Source organism: Micromonospora sp. NPDC051296 (genome assembly GCF_040682255.1).
In the GTDB taxonomy this organism is placed as follows: domain Bacteria; phylum Actinomycetota; class Actinomycetes; order Mycobacteriales; family Micromonosporaceae; genus Micromonospora; species Micromonospora craterilacus.
Genome location: NZ_JBFBAO010000655.1, coordinates 1 through 1530, shown reverse-complemented (window position 1 = coordinate 1530; position 1530 = coordinate 1). Strand labels below are relative to the sequence as shown.

At 71.2% G+C, this 1530-nt stretch carries 1 protein-coding gene; it reads left to right on the top strand.

Annotated features, from left to right (window positions below; genetic code table 11):
* On the top strand, positions 1–1530 hold a 1530-nt coding region (locus AB0M52_RS33890), incomplete at both ends, for an AMP-binding protein (protein WP_363961970.1).

The window sequence follows — 1530 nt, the reverse complement described above, 5'->3', positions numbered from 1 at the left end:
CTGGCCGCCTACGCCAACCAGGACGTGCCCTTCGAGCGCCTCGTCGAACTACTCAACCCCCAGCGCTCCCTCGCCTACCACCCACTCTTCCAGGTCATGCTCGCCTTCAACAACGTCGGCTCGGTGATCGATTCGGGTGACGTCGCGGAGCTGTCCGGCCTCACCGCCGAAGGGCTGTCGCCGCAGACCGGCGCCGCGCGCTTCGACCTCACGTTCGTCCTGCGCGAAAGCCACGAACCGGACGGCATCCGGCTCAACGGCGAGGTGGAGTACGCCATCGATCTGTTCGACGAGGCCACCGTGCGGGCCATGATCGAGCGCCTGGTGCGGCTGCTGACCGGCGCCGCAGCGAACCCGGACCGGCCGATCGGCGCGGTCGACCTGCTCGACGATGCCGAACGCCAGCTGGTGCTCGACGAGTGGAGCCACGGCGTACCGGCACCGGAGCCAGCTACCCTGCCCGCGCTGTTCGAGGCGCAGGTCGCCCGTACCCCGGATGCGGTGGCGGTGGTGTCGGACGGCACCACGGTGTCGTACGCCGACCTCAACCGCCGGGCAAACCACATGGCGCATCATCTGATCCGGCGCGGCGTCGGCACCGGCCGCACGGTGGGAGTGGCGCTGAACCGGTCCGAGCACTCGATCGTCATCTTCCTCGCCATCGCCAAAGCCGGCGGCATCTACCTGCCGCTCGACCCGGAGCACCCGGTCGAGCGGATCGCCCTGATGTGCCGCGACACGGCGCCCGCGCTTCTGGTCACTGAGCTGTGCCACTTCGACGCGCTCGCCGCCGCGGTCCCGGACGTGCCGATGCTGCTCCTCGACGACCCGGAGACCCTGGACGCGGTGGCCGGATCGCCCGACACCGATCCGGTGGACGCGGACCGAACCGAGCCGTTGCTGGTTTCCTCGCCCGCCTACATCATCTACACCTCCGGCTCCACCGGTACGCCGAAGGGCGTGGTCGTGGAGCACCGCGGCATCGCGGCGCTGGCCGCCGGGCACATCGCCGCGCTCGACCTCGGCCCGGACACCCGGGTGTTCCAGGCGGTCGCGCCCACCTTCGACGTGGCAGTCGCCGACGTGGTTATGGCTCTGCTCTCCGGCGCGGCTGTGGCGCCCGGTCCGGCGGGATGGGGCGGCGACGGCGACGAGCTCGCCGCTGCCATCACGGCGGCCAGGGCCACCCACGTCATGATGCCGGCGTCGCTGCTGGCCACCGTGCCGGAGGAGGCGGCGCCGACGCTTCGGTACGTGGTGACCGGCGGCGAGATCTGCCCACCTGAGGTGGTTCGACGCTGGTCCCGCGGCCGCCGCCTGATCAACGCGTACGGGCCGACCGAGACCACGGTCTGCGCCACCCTCAGCGAACCACTCGAACCCGGCAGCCCACCGGCCATCGGCCGGCCGGTCCCCGGCGTCCGGGTGTTCGTGCTGGATGCGGGTTTGTCGCCGGTTCCGGTGGGTGTGGCGGGCGAGTTGTATGTGTCGGGCTCGCAGGTGGCTCGGGGTTATGTGGGTCGTGCGGGT